The organism is Oerskovia sp. NPDC057915, from assembly GCF_042887685.1.
In the GTDB taxonomy this organism is placed as follows: Bacteria; Actinomycetota; Actinomycetes; order Actinomycetales; family Cellulomonadaceae; genus Oerskovia.
The window spans coordinates 57,906-79,965 of record NZ_JBHVOS010000010.1; the positions used below are offsets into that span (position 1 = coordinate 57,906).

The window sequence follows — 22,060 nt, forward strand, 5'->3', positions numbered from 1 at the left end:
CCTCTCGTCGTCCCTGACACTCGTCGTCCGGCGCGTCGTCGTCCGGCGCGCGCGGGCCGGGTCACCCGTCGCGGAGCAGCCCCAGGCAGAACGCCTGGAGGTCGACGTTGCCCCGCAGCAGGTCGTCGCGCGTCATGTCGTACGGGACGCCCGCGATCCCGAGGTCCTCGACCGGGATGCCGTCGCCCCGGCCCGAGCGGATGGTCCGTCGCACCGCGACGGTCAGCGACGTCCCGGCGGGCATGGGTGGTAGCGCTCGCTCGGTGCCCGCGAGCGCGTCGCGCACCTGGGACAGCGTCCAGACGTTGGCCCCGCCGCCGCCGGTGGCCTGCCCGACGGCGACGAGCGGCCCCACGTCGTTGTCGACCCACCCGGCCGCGAACAGGTCACCCGACGAGTACGTGTTCGGGTCGACGACCGCGACCGCGGGTCCCGGGTAGACCCGCCCGCGGTCGTTGCACCAGGCGGGGTCGGTCAGCGGCAGGGGCTGCGCGTACTGCTCGCCGGTCGACACGGCGTCCTGGAGCGAGCCGTTCCAGGCCTCGAGCTCGAGCCGGTTGAACGGGCTCGCGGCCATGAGCCGGGTGAGGGGCGTGGCGACGAGGCTGAAGCGCGTGGGCACGACGGGGTGGTCGGTGAAGAGCTGCAGCGCGCGCTCGGCGGCCCAGACGAGCCCGCCGGGGTTGCCGCGCAGGTCCACGACGACGCCCCCGGTGGGCAGGAGCCCCAGGAGCCGGGTCATCTCGTCGAGGTAGGCGGCGTCGTCGCCCACGTCGAAGGACCACAGTCGCAGCAGGCCGTGGTCGGCGTCGAGGGCCCGCGCGGCGAGCACGTCCTGGAGCGGGGTGGGGATCCAGTCCGTGCTCACCCCGCCTGCGCGCCCGGTCGGGAGACGGCCCGACGGCGTCGCTCGCCCCGCGTGAGCGGCGCTCGCCGGCGTCGCGCTCGCCCGGGCAGAGGGAGGTGGTGGTGGCGCGGCGGGCTCGGTCTCGTCCTCGGTGGCCCACAGCTCGGGCACGAACGTGAGCTTCTTGGCGCGGCGCACGGCGTCGGCCGCGGGGTCGACCGCGATCTTGAGCGCGGCCCGCGTGGCCCGGCTCACGGCGGTCCCGGCCCGCCCGGGCGCGACGACGGTCCAGTCGAAGCGTGTCTCCCTGGTCGCACCCCGGCGCGTCCGGTACCCGACGACGACCCAGTGCTCGTCGGGCGGCGGGCCGTAGTCGAGGGCACGGAACGTCAGGGACTCGAGCGCCCGCGAGCGCCGTGCGTCGGGCCGTCCGCCGGTCTCGCGGTCGGCGTGGACCTCGACCGCGCGGGCGATGGGTACCCCGTTCCACGCGAGGACCTCGATGCCCGGGACGAATGACCTGTCGGTCGTGGCGCCAGGGCCGACGGTGGTCACGAGGAAGTGCGGCTCGCGGTCGGGGCCGTAGGCCTCGACCAGGAACGGCAGCGTCGCGACCTGCCCGCGTGCGGCGACGGGCCCCACGTAGCGGGTGTGGGCGTCGCGCAGCCCGGTGAGGATGCCCGTGAGGGCGAGGTGGAACTCGGCGTCGGTCAGGTCGACGGCTCGTCGGCGCAGCAGCGTGAGCCCCTGCACGGGGTCGCTCGCGTAGGCCGCGCGCTTGGCGGGCAGGTGGGAGTAGAGGCCGCCCAGGACCGTGACGAACGTGTCGACGACCTGGAGCCGTTCGCCGCCGTCGAGGTGAGCGGCCGGGGGGACGTCGGCGAGGTGCGTGGCTGTGACGGCCTCGGCGAGCAGGCGCCGGACGCGGGCGTCGCGCGGGTCGGTGGTCGTCACGTTCCCTCCCAACGGTGGAGCGGTGGAGCGGTGGAGCGGTGGAGCGGTCGTGCGGTCTGCGGTGGAGCGGTCGTGCGGTCTGCGGTGGAGCGGTCGTGCGGCGTGCGGCGAGGTCCCCGGCCGACGCTCAGTAGTAGGTGCGTAGGCTGTCGAGCACGCCCGCGTGGAAGCCGCGCCCGACGACCTGGGCGAACCAGGCGTCGTCGGGCACCAGGGACTCGAGCGGTGGGACGGTGATCGTCCCGAGGTCGCGCGGGAGCCCGCCGACCGGGCCGACGCCCGTGGGCATGTCGAGCGCAAGACGCAGGGGCGCACCCTCGTCGCTCATGCTCCCCGCCCATGCAGCGGCCCGCGCCTGGGCCGCGGTGATCTCGGTCTGCGGGTCGGCGCGGACCTCTTCGAGGCGGTCGACGACGTCGGTCCACGCCCAGGGCGTCGTGCCGTCGTCGGGGTGCGTGAGGCTCAGGCGCATGTCGCGCGAGCCGACCGTGAGGGCCGTGAGGTCGGGCGCGCCCGCCGCGGCCGTGAGAGCGGGCGTCCCGTAGCGCGCGACGCCGTCGATCACGACGAGGTCCACGTCCTCCTCGGTCGCGGCGACGACGGTGGCGAACGGGTCGGCGCCGCGCTCGGCCCGCAGCACGAGGACGTCCGCGAGCGCCCCCGGCTGCAGCCGTCCGGTCTGCCGTCCCCAGCCGCGCGCGAGGACGTCCCCGGGCACGCAGGTCACCATGCGCACGAGGTCCTCGTCGCCGAGGCTCCACCCGGCGTGGTCGGCGGCGAGGCGGGCGGCCTTGAGCTCGCCCAGGACGTTCTTCGAGCCCGACGGCGCCCAGTCGGCCCCGAGGCAGACGGCGAGTCCCGCGTCCCTCGCCGCGGGGACGTCGGTCGTGGCGCCGTAGAGCCACAGGTTGGAGAAGGGCGACCAGACGACGGCGCCGGGGTCGGTCCAGCGCGCGAAGCCGGCCGCGTCGACCGCGGTCGCGTGGACCGCGACGAAACGGGGCTGGAGGCATCCGGCCGACTCGGCGTCGGTGTACTCGCGGGCGACGAGGCTGCCGGGCTGTCCCTCGGCGCAGTGGTAGACGAACAGCGAGCCGGCGCGCATGCGGTTGGCGCGGTCGGCGAGGTCGGCGGGCTTGGCCGTGAGGACCGACGCGAGGACCATGTTGCGGTCCCCCGTACCGAAGCTCTCGTCGTCGATCTCGCGCACGAGCCACCCGTCGCGCGGGCGGTTCATGGGCGGGGAACCCTGGATCGAGGTCGTGCCGCCCACGATCGCCTTGGTCTCGACGTACGCGAGCAGCTCGTGCGGGCTCGCGGTGATGAACGCGTACGCGGGCCACGTGGTGCTCGCGGCGTAGGTCTTCGCGCGGGGCCACGAGTCGTGGTGCGCGAACGGGACGGCCTGCGACGGCTCGGTCCACAGCGGCAGCGTGTCGTAGGCCAGGTGGTTGTGGAGGTCGATCAGGCCGGGCAGGACGAGCGACGAGCCGACGTCGACGACCGGGCAGCCGTCGAAGCGTGCGGGACCGGGCCGGGTGCTGCGGGTGACGTCGGCGACGCGGCCGTCGTCGTCGATCCACACGCGGCCCGTGAAGACCGCGGACTCGGACGGCGCGACCGACCGGTCGTCCGACAGTGCCATGACGCGTCCACGGATCGCCCACATGAGATCCCCCCGGTCCGAGCGACGGGCGTACCTGTACCCGACGCTAGACCCGCGGGCGCGGCTCGGCGAGGAAACGGGAGGGTGATCTTGCCCCCCTCTCGGTGCCGAGCATGCGGTTGGCGTCGCTCTTCGGCCGATCTCGGACGCCAACCGCATGCTCGGGAGACAGGAACCGCATGCTCGGCGCCACCGGAGACCTTCCGGTGCGGCCGGCACCGTGCCAGCCTGGAGGGACACCCCGGGGCGCGGCGCTCCCCACCGCGAGCGCTCGGCCGCCCGGGAAGGAGACCTGCCATGAGCTGGATCCGAGAGGCCGACGAGAGCGAGCCGAGCGGCGCCGTCGCAGCAGCTTTCGCGAAGGACCAGGAGTCGCGCGGGTACGTCGCGAACCTCACGCGGCTCCTCGCGAACCGGCCCGCGGTGCTCGACGCGTGGATCGGGCTCAACGGCGCGATCAAGGCGTCCATGTCGCCCCGCCGGTACGAGCTCGCGACCCTCGCGGCGGCGCTGCGGCTCCGGTCGACGTACTGCGCGCTCGCGCACGGCGCAGTGCTCGCCGACCACCACGTCGGGGTCGACGCCGTGCGCGAGGTCGCCGAGGGGCACGACACCTTCCAGCTCTCCCCGATCGACCGGGCCGTCATGGACCTCGCCGACAAGGTCGCGGCCGGCGCCGCGGACATGACCGAGCCCGACCTCACCGAGCTGCGCGACCTCGGCCTCGACGACGGCGAGATCCTCGACGTGATCCTGGCCGCGTCGGCGCGCTGCTTCTTCAGCTCGGTCCTCGAGGCGACGGGAACCCAGGCCGACGCGGCCTTCGCCGACCTCGACCCGGCGATGCGTGACGCCCTGACCGTCGGCCGGCCGATCGCGACCCCCGACCCCGTGGGCCGGCACCTCGCCGGCTGAGACCCCGACTCCGGCCCTCCCTCTCCCCGCCCCCTGCCCGGCGGCGAGCATGCGGTCGGCATCCGGAATCGGCGGTTTCCGGACGCCAACCGCATGCTCGGCTGACGCCAACCGCGTGCTCGGCACCCACCGCACCCACCGCAGCCACAGCACCGTGACGCGAAGAACACGCCCCTGCGCCTCCGCTCGACGCGAGTCCCCCGCGAACGGTCCTAGGGTCGAAGCATGAGGTCGTCCCGTCGAGGCGCCACGAGCGTCGCCCTGCTCACCACCGTCCTGCTGCTGGCCGCGTGCTCCCCGGGAGGGGGGACGCCCTCCCCGACGGATGCTCCGCCGTCGGGCACGCCCCGCCCCACCGCGACCGCGACGCCCACCCCCACGCCCGACCCGACCACCGACGCCCCGGACCCCCTCGCCGGGTGGACCCTGGAGCAGAAGGTGGGCCAGCTCCTCATGGTCGGGGTGAACGTGGGGAAGATCGACCAGTCGAGCTACGACGCGATCCACCAGCACCACGTGGGCAACGTGTTCCTCGCGGGGCGCACCCAGGCCGGCGTGGTGCCGGTCAAGAACCTCGTCGACTCGTTCACGGCCCTCGTGTCCGACGAGACGACGCACGGGACCCCGATGTTCGTCGCGACCGACCAGGAGGGCGGCAAGGTCCAGGTGCTCCGCGGGCCCGGCTTCTCCGACATGCCGAGCGCCATGGACCAGTCCGCGCTCGCCCCCGCGGATCTCCAGGACCAGGCCACCACGTGGGGCAAGGAGCTCGCCGACGCGGGGATCGACCTCAACCTCGCGCCCGTCATGGACGTCGTCACGAGCCCGGAGACGGCGGTGACCAACGCACCGATCGGGTACTTCGGGCGGAACTACGGGTTCGGGGTCGAGACCGTGACGTCGCACGCGAACGCATTCAGTGCGGGCATGGAGGCGAACGACGTCGACGTCGCGATCAAGCACTTCCCGGGGCTGGGTCGCGTGGGCGGGAACACCGACACGACGGCCGATGTGCACGACGCCGTGACGACGCGCGACGACCCGTCGGTCGCTGCCTTCCGGTCCGGCATCGAGGCGGGCGCGGCGTTCGTCATGACCTCGACCGCGATCTACGACCAGATCGACGGCAGCCTCCCCGCGGCGTTCTCGCCCGTGGTCGTGGACGGGCTGCTGCGCGGCGACCTCGGCTTCGGAGGTGTCGTCATCACGGACGACGTGTCGAAGGCCGAGCAGGTCCAGGCGTGGTCACCGGGAGACCGGGCCGTCCTGACCATCGCTGCGGGCGGCGACATGGTGCTCGCGTCGGCCGACCCGGCCGTGGTCCCCGAGATGGCGACGGCCCTCGTCGGACGCGCGCAGGCCGACCCCGCCTTTGCCGCCACGGTCGACGCCGCGGTGCTGCGGGTGCTGGCGGCGAAGGAGCGCCTGGGGTCCTGACGGGACCGTCGGCGGCACCGGTCCACGCCTGTCCACACCCTGTTCCACACGTTGTCCCCACGTCTGTCCACAAAGTTATCCACAGACCTGGGGACAGTGTGCACAGGGGCGCTCCACCGCTCACGCGACCCCGAGGTACGCCTCCTTGATGCTCGGGTCCGCGAGCAGCTCCCGGCCGCCACCGGACCGCACGACCTCCCCCGTCTCGAGCACGTACGCACGGTGCGAGCGCGACAGCGCCTGTCGCGCGTTCTGCTCCACGAGCAGCACCGTGGTGCCCTGCGCGTTGATCTCCGAGACGATCCGGAAGATCTGCTGGATGACCATGGGCGCCAGGCCCATCGACGGCTCGTCGAGCAGCATGAGCCGCGGCCGGGCCATGAGCGCGCGCCCGATCGCGAGCATCTGCTGCTCGCCGCCGGACATGGTCCCACCCACCTGCGACGTGCGGTCCTCCAGCCGCGGGAACAGCTCGAAGACCCGGGCCAGCGTCTCGTCGTGCACGGCCTTGCTCTCGAACGTGCGCCCGTACGCGCCCATCTCCAGGTTCTCCAGCACCGTCATGCCGGGGAAGATCCCCCGCCCCTCGGGTGCCTGCACGATCCCCTCCAGGACCCGCAGGTGAGGCTTCATGCGCGTGATGTCCTTGCCGTCGAACACGATCTTCCCGCGCGACAGCGGCCGGATCCCCGAGACCGCGCGCATGGTCGTCGTCTTCCCGGCACCGTTGGCCCCGATGAGGGTCACGAGCTCGCCCTCCTCGACCGTGATCGAGACGCCGCGCACGGCCTCGATCCGCCCGTAGGCGACCGTCATGTCGGTGATCTCAAGCAGGGGCATCTGCGTCTCCCTCGGGCAGCTCTTCGTCGGGTACGCCCAGGTAGGCGGCGATGACCTTGGGGTCGGACGTGACGTCCTCCGGGGTGCCCTCGGCGATGACCTTGCCGAACTCGAGCACCACGATGCGGTCCGTCACGCCCCGCACGAGCCGCATGTCGTGCTCGATGAGCAGGACCGTGTACCCGTCGTCGCGGATGTGGCGGATGAGGTCCATGAGGGCCTCCTTCTCCGCCGGGTTGAAGCCGGCCGCGGGCTCGTCGAGGCACAGCAGCTTGGGCTCGGTCGCGAGCGCCCGCGCGATCTCCAGGCGTCGCTGCTCGCCGTAGGACAGGTTGCGCGCCTTCTCCGTGGCGCGCGCCCCGACCCCGACGAACTCGAGGATCGCCATGGACCGGTCGATCGCGTCACGCTCCTCCTGCCGGTGACGCCTGGTGCGCAGCAGCGCGCCCGGCACCGACGTCCGGTGCCGCGCGTCGGTCCCCACGACCACGTTCTCCAGGGCCGTCATCTCGTTGAAGAGACGGATGTTCTGGAAGGTCCGGGCGATGCCGAGGCGCGTGATCTGGTTGCGCTTGGCCTTGCCCAGGACCTGCCCGTCGAACCGCACGAGGCCCCTGGTGGGGCGGTAGACGCCCGTCATGGCGTTGAAGGCCGTGGTCTTCCCGGCCCCGTTCGGCCCGATCAGCCCCAGGATCTCCCCGCGCCGGATGTCGAACGAGACCGAGTCCAGCGCGGTCAGGCCGCCGAACACGACCGACACGTCCTCCATGCGCAGCAGCGGCTCGCCCACCTCGGTGCGGACCGTGCGGTCGGCCGCGACGATCGCGTCGACGAGCGCGGAGTCCGCGAGCTCGGGCCGCACCTCGGTCACGTCGACCATCACGGGCTCGGCGAGCCCCGCACCGGGCAGGTACTTCTCGGCCATGGGCTCGCCCGCTTCCGCGGACAGCGACAGGTGCGCGTCGCCGACGTCGCCGCCGGCCCCCATGCCACCAGGATCGTTGCTCATCGGTGCCCCCCGTCGGTGGTCTCGTCGTGCTCGCCGGCACCGTTCCCGGTGTGCCCGTCGGTCCCGCTCCCGGTCCTGCCCCCCGTGCCCGACGCCGGAGCGGACGTCGCGTACGCGGCCTGCGGGCCGCCGTCGGGCACCTTGGCGAGCGTGCGGCGCGCGGCGACGTACAGCTCGCGCCCGTACGTGAGGAGCTTCTGCCGGACGGGTATGAGCCCCTGCGGCCGGAAGATCATGAGCACCATGAGCGCGACCCCGAAGAACAGGTACTTGTAGTTCGCGATCTCGTTGCCGTCGATCGGGATGCCGAACAGGGACGTACGGCCCAGGAAGAAGTTGGGCAGGTACACGATGATGAACGCCCCCAGGATCACGCCGAGCTTGTTGCCCTGACCACCCAGGACGACCGCGCACAGGAACAGGACCGAGTTGATGATGTTGAAGTTCGTCGGGATGACGAACTGCACCTGGCCCGCGTAGATCGCGCCCGAGACGCCGCCGATCGACGCCCCGATGACGAACGCCCACAGCTTGAACTTGAACGTGGGCACGCCCATGATCTCGGCCGCGTCCTCGTCCTCGCGGATCGCGACCCACGCCCGACCCACGCGCGAGCGCTCGAGGTTCCCCACGAGCATGAGCGAGATGATGATGAACACCAGGGACAGCCAGAACCACCACACGCCCGAGCTGAGCGTCGTCCCGACGTTGCCCGCCGAGAACACGCCGTTCGGCAGCTCCTCGGTGACCCCGAGCCGCGGGTAGGCGACCGACTTCAGGCCCTGGCCACCGCCCGTGATCTCGTCGAGGTTGTCCGCGAGCAGGCGCACGATCTCACCGAAGCCGAGCGTCACGATCGCGAGGTAGTCGCCGCGCAGCCGCAGCGTCGGGGACCCCAGCACCAGGCCCGACATGGCCGTGATGGCGACCGCGACGGGCAGGATCGCGAGCCACGCCCAGTCGTCGGACAGCCAGCCCTCGGGCTGCGTCACGTTCCACGGGCTGTCGGGGCTCGTCAGGATCGCGAGCGTGTACGCGCCGATCGCGTAGAAGCCCACGTAGCCGAGGTCGAGCAGACCCGCCTGCCCCACCACGACGTTCAGGCCGATCGCGATGAGCGCGTACATCCCGAACTGCGCCATGACGGCCCCGAAGTTGGTGCCGACCGTGGTCAGGACCGGGATGTTCAGGATCGGCAGCAGGGCCACGAACAGGATGAACGGGACCCCGACCCCCCACTGCGCGGGCCGAGCGAGCGCGTCCCACCACAGCCGGAACCGGTCCCCGACCCCGCCGTGCGGCCGCTGCGCGACCGGCGTCTGACCCGCGGGCGGGAGCTCGGGGCGAGGACGTGCGGGCTGCGCGGCGCCGCCGGCGCCCGTCGTGCGGTCGTTCTCCGCAGGAGTGCTGGTGGTCATGCTCGCGCCCTCCCCAAGGACTCGCCGAGGATGCCGGTCGGACGGAACATCAGGACCACGATCAGCAGGACGAACGCGACCACGTCGCGCCACTCCGTGCCGAACACGACCTGGCCGTAGTTCTCCATGACGCCCAGCAGCAGGCCGCCGAGCAGCGCCCCGCGCAGGTTCCCGATCCCGCCGAGGACCGCCGCGGAGAACGCCTTGATCCCGAGGATGAAGCCGCCCGAGTAGATGATCCCGTTGGGGACGCGCAGCGTGTACAGCAGCGCCGCGGCACCGGCCAGGACACCGCCGATGAGGAACGTCAGCATGATGATGCGCTCGCGCGAGACCCCCATGAGGGTCGCCGTCACAGGGTCCTGCGCGACCGCGCGGATGCCGCGGCCGAACTTGGTCCGGTTGATGAACATGTCCGTCGCGAGCGCCAGGATCAGCGCCGAGAGCACGATGATGAGCGTCACGTTGGTGACGTTGGCGCCGAAGAGCGTGAACTGGACCTCGGGCTCGACCAGCCGGATCGGCTGCTCGGCGTTCACGCCGCCCAGCTCGCCGCCGGTCAGGGCCGGGAGCACGAAGTGCACGAACTCCTGGATCACGAACGAGGCACCGATCGCGGTGATGAGGAAGACGAGCGACGGGGCCCCGCGTTTGCGCAACGGTCTGTAGGCCACGCGTTCGAGCCCGACGGCGGCCCCTCCCGCGACCACCATGCCGCCGATCATCGCGATCCCCAGGTAGACGACCGTGAGCAGGACGCCCTTGTCGAACGCGTCACCGCTCGGGTAGAAGCCCAGGGCGAGGAGCGTGGCGTACTGCCCGAACATGCCGAGCATGAAGATCTCGGAGTGGGCGAAGTTGATGAGGCGCAGCACGCCGTAGACGAGCGTGTAGCCCACCGCGACGAGCGCGTAGACCGCGCCGTAGGTCAGGCCGTCGACGGTGAGGGCCCAGAAGTTGCGGCCCAGGGCCGCGAGGTCGAATCCGATGAGTGGGTCTGCGGCGAGGACGTCGTGGACGAGCATCGACATGCTGCTCCTTCGAGCCGGTGGGAGGGCGGTCGGCCGGCCACGGTCCGCCCACCCCGCGAGGAGGCGGTCGCACCGTGACCCGCTCGGCGGCTGCCGTCAGGCGACGCCGCCCCCGGCCCGGCCGAGCTCGACCGGGAAGGGGGCGGCGCTCCGGACAGGCGGGCGCCGACCGGCTACTGGACCTTGTAGATCCAGATCAGCGCGGACGAGAGCTCGCCCGTGTCGTCCCACTTGTAGGTGCGGGCCAGGCCCTCACCGTCGTAGTTCGTCACGAAGTCGAGCATCCCGGCACGGTCCGTGACACCCGACGCGATGCCCGTGAGCATGATCGTCGCCAGGTCGTAGCCCTCGACCGAGTAGACGCCCGGAGCCTGGCCGTTGAGCGCCTCGTACGCGGACGCGAACTCGTCGGGAGCCGGACCGCACGGGCACGAGAGGATCGCGCCCTTGGACGCCGCTCCCGCCTGGGTGACGAACTGCGGGTCGTTGGTCCCGTCCGCGGACACGAACGGGATGTCGACGCCCGCGTCACGCAGCTGCTGCGCGAACGGCGCGGCCTCGGCGTAGTAGCCCGCGTAGAAGACCGCGTCGGCGTCCGAGCTCGAGATGAGCTGGGTCGCGGCCGCGAAGTCCTTGTCGCCGACCTTGACCTCGGCCGAGCACGAGTCGTCGGCGGCGTCACCGAGACCAGCGGTGATCTCCTTCGCGAGGCCCACGCCGTAGTCCGAGTTGTCCTGGACCACGCAGACCTTCTCGTACCCGAGCGTGTCCACCATGTACTTGGCGACCGCCGGGCCCTGGACCGCGTCGTTCGCGAGACCGCGGAAGAACGTCTTCCAGCCGTTCTTGGTGATGTCGGGGTTGGTGGCCGACGCCGACAGCGACGGGAGGCCCGCCTGGCTGAAGACGTCGCCGGTCGCGGAGGTCTCGCCGGAGAACGCCGGGCCGAGGAGAGCGATGATGCTCGCGTCACCGACGATCTGCGGGGCGACCTGGGTCGCCTTCTGCGGGTCGCCCTCGGTGTCGAACTCCTTGATCGTGACCTGGCAGCCCGCGTTCGCGGCGTTGAACGCGTCCACGGCGACCTTGGCGCCGTAGAGGATGTTCTGCCCGAGCGCGGCGTTGGGACCGGTCAGAGCGCCTGCCATGGCGATCGAGGTGCCCTCGGCACACTCTGCCGCGCCGTCGCCGGCCGGGTCGACGGGGTCGCCCGAGGTCTCGACCGGGACCTCTTTGCCGTCGATGTCGATCTGGACGGACGGCACGATCTTCAGATCGGCCGACCCTGACTCGCTCGATGACTCCGTCGAGCTTCCGTTGTCCCCCTGAGACTGGGTACCGCATGCGGTGATGGCGAGGGTGGCGGCCAGCGCGAGAGCCAGCCCACCCGTCGTTCGACGTGCTGTGCGTTGCATTCCGAACCTCCGTGCGCCCAGATCGCACCCAGGGTGCTCAGAGACCTCGCACCCGCGGTGGATCACCTGATATTCAGCACTGAATAACGTGCTGACGATGGCACAGGTCGGACGAGCGCGAAACCCCAGATGCACAATTGCAACCGGGGAGGCACACCCGGCGAACCGGACAAGGCGCCCGACGTCCCGGGCCCCGGGTCCGACGACCTGAGTGCCTGGAACGTACGCGGGCGCGGTTACGCGAGACTCCGTCCCTCGTTACGGCGCCGTCACGGGAACGTCTCGATCTGGTGCCGGGCCCGGTACACCGGTCGCCCGGCACCGACCGACCCGCGCCGACCGACCCGCGCCGGACGACCCGCGCCGGACGACCCGCGCCGGACGACCGGCTCAGGATGCCCGGCACCCGCCGACCCGCACCGGCCGCCCGGCTCAGGACGGGTACTGCGAGAACGCCGCGGTCGCGGGGTCGGAGCCGAGCCGGGCGTCGGAGTCGAGCGCGTCGATCGCGGCGACCTCGTCGGGCGACAGCTCGAAGCCGAACACGTCGATGTTGGCCGCGAGCCGCTCGGGGTCCACCGACTTGGGGATCACGATCCGGTCGCCCTGGACGTGCCAGCGCAGGATCGCCTGGGCGGGCGTGACGCCGTGGGCGTCCGCGACCGCGGCGACGGCGGGGTGGTCGAGGTCGGCGCCGCGGCCGAGCGGCGAGTACGCCTCGACGGCGATCCCCGCGGCGAGGGTCGCTGCCTGCGTGGCGCGCTGCTGGTAGGTCGGGTGGACCTCGATCTGGTTGACGGCCGGCACCACGTCGGTCTCGGCGAGCAGGCGCGCGAGGTGCTCGGGCAGGAAGTTGGAGACGCCGATCGCCCGGGCCGCGCCATCGGCGTAGAGCTTCTCGAACGCCCGCCAGGTCTCGACGTAGAGGTCCCTGCTGGGGACGGGCCAGTGGACGAGGTAGAGGTCGACGACCTCGACGTCGAGCTCCTCGCGCGAGTCCTCGAACGCCTGCAGCGCCGACTCGTACCCCTGGTCGCCGTTGCGGAGCTTGGTCGTCACGAAGATCTCGTCCCGGCGCAGGCCGCTCGCGCGCAGCGCGGCGCCGACCCCGGCCTCGTTGTAGTACCCGGCCGCGGTGTCGATGTGCCGGTACCCGGCCTCGAGCGCCTGCTCGACGTTCGCCTGGGTCGCGTCGTCGGGCACCTTGAAGACGCCGAGCCCGACCTGCGGGACGGTGACACCGTTGTTGAGCACGACGTCGGGGACCTGTGCGGGAGAGACCATCACCCCTTTCTACCCTGGCCCCCGCAGGGGGCACCACCCGTCCCGGCGGCGCCGGGACGGTCGCGGGAGGGGAGCCGGTCGGTGATCGGTCGGTGAAGCCTGTGGAGCCGTTGCGACGACCGTGCGAGAGGGTGCCGGAGACGACTGTGGCACTGCTCTCATCCGCCGTGCCGGTCGCGACGCGCACCGGGTGCTGGTGGCACGGTGGACTGATGCCCCAGTCCCTTCCTCCGACCCGCGACCTGACGCCGGGCGGCCCCGCTCCCGCGCGCCCGCGGAACCGTGCCGTCTGGGTCCTCGCCGTGCTCGTGCCGCTCCTGGTCGTCGCGGCCGGGGTCACGTTCTACCTGACGCGCGCCGCGGCGGACCCGTCCGGGGCGGCCTCCCCCACGGGTTCACCGTCCCCCACGGCCCCTCCGGTCCCCGCCGGACGGGTCGACCCGCCGACGGTCCTGGACCCGGCGTCGGTCGAGAACCTCACGGTCCACCAGGAGTCGACCGCCGACGCCGGGGACGCGCGCTCGATCTCGACGGTGTCGATCCCCGGCGAGCACTCCCTCTCGCGCGCCTTCGGCACGTTCGTCGACGCGACCGAGAAGGACTACGACGCCGCGGTCGACCCCGCCGGGGTGGGCAACGAGCTCAACGTCGGGTGGGACCTGGTGCTCGCCCAGGGCGATGTCCTGGGTGTGCGGGCCACGACGTACGCCTTCACAGGAGGTGCCAACGGCACGACGGGCGCCCAGACGTTCTACACCGACCTCCCGCGCGCGACCACGACCTGGTCGTCGGACCTCTTCACGGCCGACGGCCGCACGCAGGCCGCACGGTGGGTCGACGCGGCGCTCGCAGAGGCCGGCCTGGGGTTCGACGAGCCGGTGCCGTCGTCGGAGGACACGTTCCGGGACGTGCGGCTGGGTCCCGACGGCGCCGCGACCCTGGTCTTCTCGCCCGGGCTGGTCTCGGCCCGCTCGGACGGCGAGCTGGCCGTGCGCATCGAGCCGGACGCGACGCGGACGGTCCTGTCCGCGGTCGGGAAGCAGATCGCGGACGTCGCGGCGAGCGGCACCCCGTTCACGGGCATCGCACCGCCGCCCGTCGAGCCGCCCCCCGTGACCACGCCGGTCGCGCCCGACCCGTCCGGCGCCCCCGACTGCTCGGTGCTGCGGTGCGTGGCCCTGACCTTCGACGACGGCCCGGGCAAGCACACGTCGCGACTGCTCGACACCCTCGCCGAGAAGCAGGTCAAGGCGACGTTCTTCCTCGTCGGACGTTCCGTCAAGACGCACCCCGACCTGGTCCGTCGCGAGGTCGCCGAGGGGCACGCGGTGGGGAACCACACCTGGTCCCACCCGGACCTCTCGAAGCTCGGCACGGACCAGATCACGGACGAGCTGACCTCGACGGCGGACGCGGTCGAGGCCGCGTCGGGCGTCCGGCCGACGCTCGTACGCCCTCCGTACGGCGCGACGAGCGACACTGTGACCAGTGTCCTCTCCCAGCGCAACGAGCCGGCGATCCTGTGGGACGTCGACACCGAGGACTGGAAGAACAAGGACACGGCCATGACGACCGAACGGGCTCTGGCAGGCGTCCGACCAGGGGCGATCCTCCTGATGCACGACATCCACGCCTCGACGGTGGACGCCGTCCCGGGCATCGTGGACGGTCTGCGGGCGGCAGGCTACACGCTCGTGACGGTGCCCGATTTGCTCGGCCCTGACCTGGTTGGCGGACACGCGTACTTCAATCGTTAGCATCAGGGCTAGCACAGTCGGAGTAACCCCTGTACCGTAGCCGGTGAGATTGCAGTGCCTCGCTTGTCCTTGCGCAACGGCCCCATGCCACCGCGAACCTTGTTACCCAAGAGTTGACGACGAACACCGTGATGTTCGGCTCCAGATCATGGAGCTGTTTGAAACTCTAGAAGGAGATCCCCATGGCATTGGGAACCGTGAAGTGGTTCAACGGCGAAAAGGGCTACGGCTTCATCGCACCTGAGGACGGCAGCGCCGACGTGTTCGCGCACTACTCCGCCATCCAGACGCAGGGCTTCCGCTCGCTCGAGGAGAACCAGCGCGTCGAGTTCGACGTGACGCAGGGCCCCAAGGGCCCGCAGGCGGAGAACATCCGCCCGCTCTGATCTCACTCGCCTCCGGGCGTAGTTGATCATTGAACGAGTGCCCCCGACCGTCTCGGTCGGGGGCACTCGTGCGTCCAGGACCAGGAGCCCCCGTGCTCTGGCGCTGACGCCGTGGTAGAACTGAGAACGGTCCAGAGGACCAGCGAACCGCCCTCCGGCGTGCTGGTCCGGCAACCGCGCGACGCGCACGGTGCTCCCGGAGGAAGACCCGCCCCCGCGACCGCGGGGGAAGAGCGAGGCCCGACGTCGTAGGGCGCCTCCTCGTGCCCCTCACCCGGGGACCTTCCCGGGCGAGCGTACGCACGGGGGTGAGCTCCGTCGTCGGGCACGGAGAGAAGGAGCACCATGGCCGAGCGCGTCATGGACCGCCGGGCGACGGCCGTCGCCTGTCCCCCGCCCGCCGTCTGCGACCGGTACGACACCGGGCACCTCCTGCACCCCGTCCACGAGCGCATGCTCCGCAACCGGCCCTGGGGCTGGCGCGAGGGCCTCGTGCTCGCGGTGCGGACGCGAGACGGCGGCGTCGAGGTCGTCGTCGAGTACGCGACGGGCGAGGGAGCGTGCCGGGTGTGGCACCACACGGCGCTCGACCTCGACCCCGGGTCCACCGTGCGGGTGCACGAGCAGTACCACGCGCTCGAGCTCGGGGGCCGCGGGCTCAACGTGCGCCTGCTCGGCGGGGTGGGCCCCGTCCCGGAACCGGTGCACCCTCCCCGCTGAGTGCGTGGTCCGGCAGCGACCCGCGGTGTCTCGCTGCCGGATCGTGCACCGACGGAACGGGTCGGCCGGGCGCCGCGTTGGACCAGTGAGGGCGCCCGCCCTCCACGGTTCGACCAGAAGGACACGCTCATGGGATTCCTCGACCGCCTCCTCGGCCGCACCCCGCAGGACGACCGCTCACCGTACGGCTCGGCAGACCGCCCGGGCCCGGGAGCGCCCGCCTACGGCACCCCGCCGCCCGCTCCGACCGGCCCCGCGCGCAGCGAGGACGACGTCGCGATCGACCGCTACCGCTACCTGCTGCGCACCGCTCCCCCCGAGGCGGTCGAGCAGGCGCACGCCGAGGCGTTCGAGCGGCTGACGCCCGAGCAGCGGCGACGCGTGCTGGCCGATCTCGGCGAGACCGTGCCACCCCCCGAGCGCGCGACCTCCGACGACCCGCAGTCGCTCGCCCGCATGGCGACGCGCGCCGAGATGCGCAACCCCGGCACGCTCGAGCGGTCGTTCGGCGGCCGGCAGGGCGGCCCGGGCATGGGCTCGATGATCGGCTCCAGCATGCTCGGCACGATCGCGGGCGTCGTGATCGGCTCTTCGGTCGCCAACATGATGTTCGGCCCGATGTTCGGCGACCCGACCGCGGACTTCGCGGGCGACGGCGGGACCTCGGGCGAGGGCGACCCCGGCGCGGCCGAGGCCGGTGCCGGCGAGGCCGGTGGCGGCGAGGCCGGTGGCGGCGAGGCCGGTGGCGGCGAGGCCGGCGCCGGCGAGGCCGGTGGCGAGACGGACCCGGGAGCCGGTGACACGGGCGGCGACTTCACCGAGGCCGGCGGCGACTTCGGCGGCGACCTCGGCGGGTTCGGCGACTTCGGTGGTGGGGACTTCGGCGGCTTCGGAGACTTCTGAGTCCCTCGACCGCCGCTGAGTGCATGATCCGGCAGAGCCTGAGTGCGGAGCAGTTGTCCCCGAGAGCCCGATCTGACGACAACTGCTCCGCACTCAGCGGAGCGGCGTGGCTCAGCGGAGCGGCGCCACGCCCGACTGGCACAGCCCGATGAACGCGCCCAGCTCGGCGAGCTCCTCGGGATGGTTCGGGAGGTAGTCCGTGAGCCGGGGCGAGCGGATCACGACGGCGCACCACTGGCCGCGCGAGACCGCGACGTTGACGCGGTTGCGCGAGAGCAGGAACTCCATGCCGCGGGGCACGTCCTCGCGGGCCGAGGCCGTCATGGAGACGATCGCGACGGGCGCCTCCTTGCCCTGGAACTTGTCGACGGTACCGACCCGCACGTCGCCCAGACCCGCGGCCTGGAGCGCGTGGCGGACGGTCCACGCCTGCGCGTTGTAGGGGGCCACGACGACGAAGTCGTCCTCCGTGAGTGCTCGTGAGTCACGTGCGGTGCCGTCCGACCCACCGGGCCCCGGGTACCAGGTCGTCCCGAGCAGCGCCTTGACCTGCCGCACGATCTCCTGGGCCTCCTCGACCGAGGACACCGCGTTGCCCGCGTGCTCGACCTCGACGACGTGCACACCGGGCTCGACGCCCACGAGGAGGCGTTCGCCCGCGGCGACCTCGGCGTGCAGAAGACCCTCGTACGCGAGCTCGGACACCGCGTCGCACAGCGCGGGGTGCATGCGCCACGAGCGGGCCAGGAAGTAGCCGAACTCGGGCGGCAGCACGTCGTGGCCGCCGCCCGCACGGGTCAGCCACCCGAGCGCCGACTGGTCGACCGGCTCGGGGTGCTGCCCCTGCGAGACCTGCGGGAGCTGCTGCGGGTCGCCGAGCAGCAGGATTCGTCGCGCCGCACGGGAGACCGCGATCGTGTTGGCGAGCGAGAACTGCCCGGCCTCGTCGATCACGAGCAGGTCGAGCTCGCCGTCGCCGAACCGTTCGGCGTGCGCGAAGTCCCACGCCGTCCCGCCGACGACGCACGGCCCCTCGGCGACGAAGGCCGCGGTCTGCGGGGAGTCGACGAGGCGCCAGGGCACGAGCCGCGAGCCCTCGGGCAGGTCCGCCGCCGCGACGTCGTCGGGCAGGGGACCCACGTCCCGCCCGACGGTCGACACGTCGCGCCCCTTGGGCCCCGAGGCCTTCTTGCCCACGCGGTCCGCGGGCACGCCGCCCTTGGAGATGACGCCCGCGAGCACTTTCTCCACGACGTCGTGCGACTGCGCGACGACGCCCACGCGCCACCCCTCGGCGACGAGCCGGCCGACGACCTTCGACGCGAGGTGGGTCTTGCCCGTGCCGGGCGGCCCCTGGACGCCGAGATAGGAGCCGTCGAGGTCTCGCACGGCGTCGGTCACGGCGTCGACGTACCGCTCGGGGCCACCGCCCAGGACGGGCAGCGAGGCACCGGACACCGTGCGCGGCGGGCGACGACGGAGCAGGTCGAGCGCCGGGTGGTCCGGGAGCACCAGGGGCGCCTGCGGCCCCCCGGGGTTCTGCACCTGCACGGCCGTGGCCAGCGCCCGGATCGACGCCTCCTGCTGCGGGGTCGGGAGCACCTGCCCGACCGTGAGCGCCATGGGCAGCACGTCGTGCGGCGCGACCCCCTTGGGCACGGGCAGACGCACGTCGAGGACGTCGACCTCCCGCCCGTTCCCGAGTCGGCCCCGCTCGACGCCGTGGACGCGCACGCTCCCCGTCGACCAGCGCACCGCGCCGCGGGCGGGCTCGATCCCCTCGGGTGCGGGGCCCTCGAAGAGCGCGGTGGCGCCGTCGTACCCGGCCTTGAGCTCCGAGCCGTCCGGCAGCTCGCCGTACAGGCGCAGGCGACGCGACGGGTTGCTGCGCGGCGTAGCCTTCGCCCAGTCCTCGATCACCTCGGCGCGTTCCACGAGGAAGTAGGCGCGCGGCGTCTGCCACTGGTCGACGGGATCCTTGAGGCGCGCGAAGAACTCCTGCCAGAACGGCTTGGCCTCGCGCCAGTAGTACCCGACGCCCGCGCCGAGGAGCGCGACGGCCTCCTCGTCGTCGGTCCGTCCGTCCCCCGAGCGACCGTCCACGCCGCCCGCGAGCGCGCGGACGTCGAGCTCGACCTGCTCGGCCTCGGCGCGCTTGGCGCGGCGCGCGACCTCGGCGTCCGAGAGCTCGAGCGTGGGCGGCAGGTCGTCCTCCCAGCCGTTGCCGAGGGGGGCGGCGAGCACGCCAGGGGCAGAGGTCGCGGGAGCGGCGCGACCCGCGAGCCCCAGGAGGAACTCGTGCAGGCGCAGGGTCGAGAGGCAGTCGTACTCGTTGTAGTCGGCGATGCCGTGCAGCAGACGCTCGGCGTCCTCGGTGCGGCCCGCGTCGCGCGCCGCGCAGTACGTCGCGTAGGCCACGACGGACGCCGCCGCGTCCGTGACGTCGCCGCCACGGAGCTGGTCGCCCATGTAGAGGGGTTCGAGCTTCTTGATCGAGTACGACGGCGCCGAGACCTTGAGCGAGTGGCGCACGGTCGAGTAGAGGTCGACCAGGACGCCCTCGCGCAGGAGGTCGTCGACCTCCTGCTCGTACACGCCGTGCCGCGCCGCGATCGAGAGCAGGTGCGTCTTCTCGTACGACGCGTAGTGGTAGACGTGCAGGCCCGGGTACTGGGCGCGGCGCTTGGCGAGGTAGTCGACGAAGTCGACGAGCGCCTGCCTCTCCTGATCGAGGTCGTGCGCCCAGAACGCGGTGAAGGGCGGCTTCTCACCGGGGCTGCCCGGCCGCTCGACGAGCCCGAACAGGTAGTCGATGTTCCAGACGATGCCCTCGGGCGAGGCGTCGGGAGCGGACCACAGCGGGTCGCCCTCGAAGTCGAAGAACACGTCGCCCGGGTCCGGGCGCGGCAGGTCGCGCAACGGGGCGGGGTCGACGACGACGTAGGACAGCGTGTGCTGCTCGGGCTCGGCCGCGCCGGGACCCGCGTCGCCTCCGCCTGCGGGCGTGCTCCACGTGACCGACCCGCTGGGGCCGGGCCCGACGTCGGGCACCCCTCCCCCGTCGACCGGCACGTCGACGAGCCCGGCCTGGAGCCTGGCCTGCACACGCAGGGTCTCGAACGTGCGCGCCGCGAGACCCTTGGGCGGGGTGGTCGCGGTCGCGAGCTGCGTCATGGTCGTGATGCCGGCCGCACGGAGCCGGACGCGCTGGGTGCTGCGCAGGCCGGCGACGCGCAGCACGTCGTCGTGGTCGGTGACCTGCTGCGCGCAGTACGCGCACGCCCCGCACTGGCGCAGGCCGGGCGCGTCCCAGGCCACGGGCTCGCCGCTCGCACGGTGCGCGTCCAGGAGCCGCAGCAGCTCGGTGCGCCGCTCGCGGAAGACGGGCAGGACGTCCGCGAGGCGGTGGTCGGTCACGGCCCTCGTCCCGAGGATCAGGTGCAGGACCGGGGACGTCTCGACCCCGGCGGCGAGGAGCTGGTCGGCGTACGCGGCGAGCTGGAGCAGCGCGGGCACCTTGGCACGCCGGGCGAGCTTGGCGTCGTGCACGGCGTACACCGGGCCGCCGGCCCCCGGGACCTCCAGGGTGCCCGACGTCGTCGGGCCGGCAGCGTGGGGCCAGGCGTGGGCCGCCCGGCTGTCGGTACGGATCAGGAAGTCCGCGCGCCCGTGGAAGCGTCCGTCGAAGAACGAGCCCTGGTAGACGACGTCGACTCCGTCGCGCAGGGCGTCGAGCGTCGCGGCGTGCGCGGCCTCCAGGTCCGCGCGCCGCACCGTGCGCGGCACAGGGACCTCGCGGATCGCGTCGGCCCCCACGAGGTCGACGAAGCCCGCGAGCACCTGCTGCTCGTGCACGTCGCCGAGGGTCGCGGTCCGCTCGAGCATGTCGTCGACCTCGACGGCGGCGTGCGCGGCGCGCCCGACCTTCTCGTCGAGGGTGCGCAGCAGGCGGTACTCGCACTCGCTCGCCGCGACGAGGTCGCTCGCCGAGAAGACGAGCAGCGGCTCGACGGTCGGGTCCTGCTGGTCCATCAGGAACACGGCGACTCCTCGGGATCGCTCACGCGCGTCGTCGATCCTCGACGAACCGGTCGAGCGTCGGTCGACGGTCGCGGCGCTTGCCGCGACCCGGTTCCTTTCTACCGGGTGCCGCCCACATCCCGGTGCCGTCACGTCGCGCCCAGGGTGCGACGTCGTCTCACGAAAGGTGAGGGAATTAGCGTCATCGGGCCGTTCTGCAGCATAGTGAGCGCGCAGGAACCGTCGAAGGAGAGCTCCCATGGCCGTACATTTCAACCCGCCGCCCGGCTGGTTGGTACCTCCCGGTTTCTCCCCTTCGTCGGACTGGCACCCGGACCCCGCCTGGCCGGCCGCCCCCACGGGCTGGGTCTTCTGGGTCGAGGCGGCTCCGACGCCCCCGCCCGCCCCGCCGACGGCAGGGGCCGAGGCCTGGTCACGACAGACGCCGGGCGGCGGCATCCCGCTCCACTTCCCCACCGCGATCGTGCCGGTGACGCCCGGGCACGGGGCCACGGCCCCCTCGGCACCGTCACCGGCCGGCCCACCGTCGGGGCCGACTCGCCGCTCGCTGCGCGACGTCGGCGGTGGCGCACCGGCCGAGGCGCCGTCGTCGACCATGATCCTGCCGGTCGTCAACGGCGCTGCCGGGGCTGCTGCCGGCACCGCCGGGCACGCGGCGGGTCCCGCCGTCCCCCTCCCCTCCCCCTCCGCCGAGCCGACCGCGTCGGCGCGCGGGCCGCTCGCCATCTTCTCGGGGGACGACGAGCCCCGGGAGGAGCGCCCGTACATGCGCTGGCTCCTGCCGCTGGGCATCGGTGTCGGGGGCCTCGCCGTCGGGCTCATCCTCGGGCTGGGCGTGACGCTCAAGGCGCAGTCGGAGGCCGGTGACGCGACCGCGGCAGCGGCGCTGACGACCGAGCAGATGGCGGTCGAACGGGCCAAGCTCGACGCCGAGCGCGCCGACCTGGACACCCAGCTCGCGGGCATCGCGGCCTCGACCGAGGCGGTCGCCGCGCGGGAGACCGCGGTCTCCGCACGGGAGACCGAGCTCGACGAACGGCAGGTCGGCCTCGACGAGCGCGAGGCCGCGATCGCGGAGCGCGAGGCCGACGCAGGGAACGACGACGGCGGCTGGCAGAACGGGAAGGTCAACGGCATCTACCTGACGTGCGACGCCGTGAAGCGCGACGGCAAGGCCCCTCTCAAGCAGGGCGACGACGGCTTCAACCCGGCGCTCGACTGGGACGGCAACGGGGTCGCCTGCGAACGCTGACACCCGCCGAGGGCGACGCTCTGCAACGCCGACGGCGACCGGACCACCCGTCGAGAGTGGCGCGCGGGCCCGCCGAGGGCGACGCCCCCCGAACGACGAGTCGTGGGGGGGGCGGGGGAGGGGGGCGGGCGGGCGGCGGGCCGGCGGCGCGCCCGCGGCGCGGGGGCGCACGAGCAGTAGCACCC

16 protein-coding genes and 1 riboswitch are annotated in these 22,060 nt (G+C 72.8%); of the genes, 7 read left to right on the forward strand and 9 right to left on the reverse strand.

All coding sequences use genetic code 11. The annotated features are described in order from the left end of the window. Positions 1-61: 61 nt before the first annotated feature. A complete protein-coding gene (locus tag ACFVQ3_RS08600) occupies positions 62-1,801 on the reverse strand; it encodes a S41 family peptidase (protein ID WP_387637526.1) in 1,740 nt (579 codons plus the stop codon). A gap of 127 nt (positions 1,802-1,928) precedes the next feature. Further along, entirely contained in the window at positions 1,929-3,446 is a 1,518-nt protein-coding gene (locus tag ACFVQ3_RS08605) for a hypothetical protein (RefSeq protein ID WP_387637529.1), read from the reverse strand. Positions 3,447-3,764: 318 nt separating this feature from the next. Here ACFVQ3_RS08605 and ACFVQ3_RS08610 point away from each other — a divergent pair, with 318 nt between their 5' ends. Then, complete coding sequence (locus tag ACFVQ3_RS08610; protein WP_387637532.1) at positions 3,765-4,382, forward strand: peroxidase; 618 nt, start codon at positions 3,765-3,767, stop codon at positions 4,380-4,382. Positions 4,383-4,607: 225 nt separating this feature from the next. Next, positions 4,608-5,819 (forward strand): glycoside hydrolase family 3 N-terminal domain-containing protein, encoded by a 1,212-nt coding sequence (locus tag ACFVQ3_RS08615; protein ID WP_387637535.1) that lies wholly within the window; start codon positions 4,608-4,610, stop codon positions 5,817-5,819. Between the two features lie 120 nt (positions 5,820-5,939). Here the strand turns inward: ACFVQ3_RS08615 and ACFVQ3_RS08620 are convergent, their stop codons facing one another. From ACFVQ3_RS08620 to ACFVQ3_RS08645, 6 genes are all read right to left on the reverse strand, one after another. Continuing rightward, on the reverse strand, positions 5,940-6,659 hold the full coding sequence (locus ACFVQ3_RS08620; protein WP_387637537.1) for an ABC transporter ATP-binding protein: 720 nt from the start codon (positions 6,657-6,659) through the stop codon (positions 5,940-5,942). Then, complete coding sequence (locus ACFVQ3_RS08625) at positions 6,646-7,539, reverse strand: ABC transporter ATP-binding protein (protein ID WP_387637681.1); 894 nt, start codon at positions 7,537-7,539, stop codon at positions 6,646-6,648. The genes ACFVQ3_RS08620 and ACFVQ3_RS08625 overlap by 14 nt, the downstream gene beginning before the upstream one ends. A gap of 125 nt (positions 7,540-7,664) precedes the next feature. Further along, positions 7,665-9,086 carry a branched-chain amino acid ABC transporter permease gene (locus ACFVQ3_RS08630; protein WP_387637540.1) on the reverse strand — a complete coding sequence of 474 codons (1,422 nt, stop codon included), beginning with the start codon at positions 9,084-9,086 and terminating at the stop codon, positions 7,665-7,667. Then, positions 9,083-10,117: a branched-chain amino acid ABC transporter permease gene (locus tag ACFVQ3_RS08635; RefSeq protein WP_387637543.1), complete on the reverse strand. Its 1,035-nt coding sequence runs from the start codon at positions 10,115-10,117 to the stop codon at positions 9,083-9,085. The genes ACFVQ3_RS08630 and ACFVQ3_RS08635 overlap by 4 nt, the downstream gene beginning before the upstream one ends. A 173-nt stretch (positions 10,118-10,290) precedes the next feature. Further along, positions 10,291-11,382 carry a branched-chain amino acid ABC transporter substrate-binding protein gene (locus ACFVQ3_RS08640; RefSeq protein ID WP_387637546.1) on the reverse strand — a complete coding sequence of 364 codons (1,092 nt, stop codon included), beginning with the start codon at positions 11,380-11,382 and terminating at the stop codon, positions 10,291-10,293. Positions 11,383-11,964: 582 nt separating this feature from the next. Then, on the reverse strand, positions 11,965-12,816 hold the full coding sequence (locus ACFVQ3_RS08645; RefSeq protein ID WP_387637549.1) for an aldo/keto reductase: 852 nt from the start codon (positions 12,814-12,816) through the stop codon (positions 11,965-11,967). A gap of 212 nt (positions 12,817-13,028) precedes the next feature. On the opposite strand from ACFVQ3_RS08645, the gene ACFVQ3_RS08650 reads away from it, so the two are divergent. From ACFVQ3_RS08650 to ACFVQ3_RS08665, 4 genes are all read left to right on the forward strand, one after another. Beyond that, a complete protein-coding gene (locus tag ACFVQ3_RS08650; protein ID WP_387637551.1) occupies positions 13,029-14,573 on the forward strand; it encodes a polysaccharide deacetylase family protein in 1,545 nt (514 codons plus the stop codon). A gap of 182 nt (positions 14,574-14,755) precedes the next feature. Continuing rightward, a complete protein-coding gene (locus ACFVQ3_RS08655) occupies positions 14,756-14,959 on the forward strand; it encodes a cold-shock protein (protein WP_030152390.1) in 204 nt (67 codons plus the stop codon). 128 nt (positions 14,960-15,087) lie between these two features. Then, a riboswitch (SAM riboswitch) is annotated at positions 15,088-15,199 on the forward strand. Between the two features lie 105 nt (positions 15,200-15,304). Next, positions 15,305-15,679 carry a hypothetical protein gene (locus tag ACFVQ3_RS08660; protein WP_387637554.1) on the forward strand — a complete coding sequence of 125 codons (375 nt, stop codon included), beginning with the start codon at positions 15,305-15,307 and terminating at the stop codon, positions 15,677-15,679. A gap of 129 nt (positions 15,680-15,808) precedes the next feature. After that, entirely contained in the window at positions 15,809-16,582 is a 774-nt protein-coding gene (locus tag ACFVQ3_RS08665) for a hypothetical protein (protein WP_387637557.1), read from the forward strand. 111 nt (positions 16,583-16,693) lie between these two features. On the opposite strand, the gene ACFVQ3_RS08670 is transcribed toward ACFVQ3_RS08665, so the two are convergent. Further along, positions 16,694-20,614 (reverse strand): AAA domain-containing protein, encoded by a 3,921-nt coding sequence (locus ACFVQ3_RS08670; RefSeq protein ID WP_387637684.1) that lies wholly within the window; start codon positions 20,612-20,614, stop codon positions 16,694-16,696. 247 nt (positions 20,615-20,861) lie between these two features. On the opposite strand from ACFVQ3_RS08670, the gene ACFVQ3_RS08675 reads away from it, so the two are divergent. Then, entirely contained in the window at positions 20,862-21,875 is a 1,014-nt protein-coding gene (locus ACFVQ3_RS08675) for an excalibur calcium-binding domain-containing protein (protein ID WP_387637559.1), read from the forward strand. Positions 21,876-22,060: the final 185 nt, after the last annotated feature.

Bases quoted from the DNA above. Each gene is read 5' to 3' on its own strand.
- ACFVQ3_RS08625 (WP_387637681.1), bottom strand. From the start codon at position 7,539: ATGGTCGACGTGACCGAGGTGCGGCCCGAGCTCGCGGACTCCGCGCTC.
- ACFVQ3_RS08630 (WP_387637540.1), bottom strand. From the start codon at position 9,086: ATGACCACCAGCACTCCTGCGGAGAACGACCGCACGACGGGCGCCGGC.
- ACFVQ3_RS08620 (WP_387637537.1), bottom strand. From the start codon at position 6,659: ATGCCCCTGCTTGAGATCACCGACATGACGGTCGCCTACGGGCGGATC.
- ACFVQ3_RS08615 (WP_387637535.1), top strand. From the start codon at position 4,608: ATGAGGTCGTCCCGTCGAGGCGCCACGAGCGTCGCCCTGCTCACCACC.
- ACFVQ3_RS08655 (WP_030152390.1), top strand. From the start codon at position 14,756: ATGGCATTGGGAACCGTGAAGTGGTTCAACGGCGAAAAGGGCTACGGC.
- ACFVQ3_RS08635 (WP_387637543.1), bottom strand. From the start codon at position 10,117: ATGTCGATGCTCGTCCACGACGTCCTCGCCGCAGACCCACTCATCGGA.
- ACFVQ3_RS08670 (WP_387637684.1), bottom strand. From the start codon at position 20,614: ATGGACCAGCAGGACCCGACCGTCGAGCCGCTGCTCGTCTTCTCGGCG.
- ACFVQ3_RS08665 (WP_387637557.1), top strand. From the start codon at position 15,809: ATGGGATTCCTCGACCGCCTCCTCGGCCGCACCCCGCAGGACGACCGC.
- ACFVQ3_RS08645 (WP_387637549.1), bottom strand. From the start codon at position 12,816: ATGGTCTCTCCCGCACAGGTCCCCGACGTCGTGCTCAACAACGGTGTC.
- ACFVQ3_RS08675 (WP_387637559.1), top strand. From the start codon at position 20,862: ATGGCCGTACATTTCAACCCGCCGCCCGGCTGGTTGGTACCTCCCGGT.
- ACFVQ3_RS08650 (WP_387637551.1), top strand. From the start codon at position 13,029: ATGCCCCAGTCCCTTCCTCCGACCCGCGACCTGACGCCGGGCGGCCCC.
- ACFVQ3_RS08660 (WP_387637554.1), top strand. From the start codon at position 15,305: ATGGCCGAGCGCGTCATGGACCGCCGGGCGACGGCCGTCGCCTGTCCC.
- ACFVQ3_RS08605 (WP_387637529.1), bottom strand. From the start codon at position 3,446: ATGGCACTGTCGGACGACCGGTCGGTCGCGCCGTCCGAGTCCGCGGTC.
- ACFVQ3_RS08610 (WP_387637532.1), top strand. From the start codon at position 3,765: ATGAGCTGGATCCGAGAGGCCGACGAGAGCGAGCCGAGCGGCGCCGTC.